The organism is Corynebacterium mastitidis DSM 44356 (assembly GCF_000375365.1).
Taxonomy (GTDB): Bacteria; Actinomycetota; Actinomycetes; order Mycobacteriales; family Mycobacteriaceae; genus Corynebacterium; species Corynebacterium mastitidis.
The window spans coordinates 1-1,531 of sequence record NZ_AQXB01000033.1 but is presented as its reverse complement, the minus strand read 5'-3'; the positions used below and the strand labels follow the sequence as shown (position 1 = coordinate 1,531).

The window sequence follows — 1,531 nt, the reverse complement described above, 5'->3', positions numbered from 1 at the left end:
GATATTCTCGGTCCCGGTATGCTCCCCTGTGATAGATACGGCGCCAATGACGCGGATAATGCCCATCATTAAAGGGGGGATGGTTTTATCTTGTTCATTGTCGATGATCTCGGGGGTGATAGACTGGTAGGTGCTGCTGCATTTTTCTATCACTACCGGGTGGTTGTATATGACCATCATTCCTCCCCTTCTGCTTGTATCGCGTCGATGTGGTTTGTTATTTCTTTTTCCCAGCGTTGTAGTAGTGATTGTGCTTCTTCTATTTCTTCTGTATGGCGGTTTCCTTCGTTTATTTCTTCGTTGAGTATTTTTGTGGCGTGTTCGGTGTCTGCGGCGTATTCCTCAATGAGGGTGAGGATGGTGCCGTGCTCGGGGGCTAGGTGGCGGAGTTCTTTGGCGATGCTGACGAGCGTGGCGGTGCTGCTGTGGATCAGGCGCTGGGCGTGCGGGAGGTTTTCGTTGGTGTCGTCTCCTTTGATGGCCGTGCTGATGAGGTCGTAGGCGTCGTCTGTGGCGTTGATGGCCTTGGCTATGACCTCGGAGAGGCGGTGTAGCAGGGCCATGGTCGTCAGCTCGTCGATGTTGCCGGAGCGGAGTGCCTGGATGAAGGCGTTTTTGCTGTTCATGGTGTGCTCCTAGGGTGTGCGGTCGGGAGTTTGCAGCACGGTGGTGACCGGGGGGATGATCTCGGTGGTGGTTTCCTCCACGAGGGTGATTGGCTGCGGCGAGGCGGGCGGCGCGGGCGCCGGTGGTGCGATCTCGCCGGCGGGTTCTTCGGCTACCTGTTGGGGCTCTGCGGCCACCACATCGTCGATGGGTTGGGCGTCTACCGGCTCTGCGGGTTGCGCGGGGGCGGCGGTGATACCGCGTTGCGGGACAGGCCGTGGGGTAGGCGTGGGGCGAGGTGTGTTGCGCTTGGGCACGGGGCGTGCTGAGGACGTCGGCGTGGGCTTGGCAAGGGAGGTCCGAGCCACGCCGGTCGGCCGCGCAGCGATCTCACTGGGCGAGTAGGACGAGGGGGCCGCAAGGGTTTCTTGCTGCCGGGCAGCGGTGGATTCGTAGTCCCCTGCACCGCCGCCGAGGGCTTTGAAGATCACAATGACAGCGATGATCGACCCGGTGATCCCAAGGACGTAGGTCAGGACTTTCCTGCCGTCTATCCGGGTGTAGTCCTCGTAGTCCTCTGCTGTTTCCTCGTCGTCTCCCTCCGCGTCGTATCCCTCCACCTCGGTGTCGTCGCGGTCGTCGTCTATCCCATCGAGGTCAGCGGATTCCATGCCGACGCCATTGGGGGAGGAGTCGAGATTCACCGTGGCTGCGTGATCCTCACCGGAAGTTAGGGTGGGTGAATCGTCGTAGTGTTGTTCTTGATCTCCGATTCCGCTCATGCGTGTAGCCCTTTTTTTACTTCCGCTTTTCTACCGAGCGCATCATCAAAAAGCACAGGATCAACAGCAGAACTCCCCCTCCGATGACCATGTGCTCGCCGTAGTCCTTCAGGAAGGCTCCAACTCCGCGACTCACGCCTCCT

At 59.4% G+C, this 1,531-nt stretch carries 3 protein-coding genes; all 3 read right to left on the bottom strand.

Annotated features, from left to right (window positions below; translation table 11 throughout):
* Positions 1–180, bottom strand: a 180-nt coding sequence (locus B140_RS14250; RefSeq protein ID WP_211208171.1) for a hypothetical protein, incomplete at its 3' end; no start/stop codon positions are given.
* Positions 177–626, bottom strand: a complete 450-nt coding sequence (locus B140_RS0111390) for a hypothetical protein (RefSeq protein ID WP_018119477.1) — start codon at positions 624–626, stop codon at positions 177–179. The genes B140_RS14250 and B140_RS0111390, both read right to left, overlap by 4 nt.
* A gap of 9 nt (positions 627–635) precedes the next feature.
* Positions 636–1,388 (bottom strand): hypothetical protein, encoded by a 753-nt coding sequence (locus tag B140_RS0111385; protein WP_156801812.1) that lies wholly within the window; start codon positions 1,386–1,388, stop codon positions 636–638.
* Positions 1,389–1,531 lie beyond the last annotated feature (143 nt).

What these genes read in the sequence shown, in the direction of transcription:
- B140_RS0111385 (WP_156801812.1), bottom strand. Translation starts at nt 1,388, where the DNA reads ATGAGCGGAATCGGAGATCAAGAACAACACTACGACGATTCACCCACC.
- B140_RS0111390 (WP_018119477.1), bottom strand. Translation starts at nt 626, where the DNA reads ATGAACAGCAAAAACGCCTTCATCCAGGCACTCCGCTCCGGCAACATC.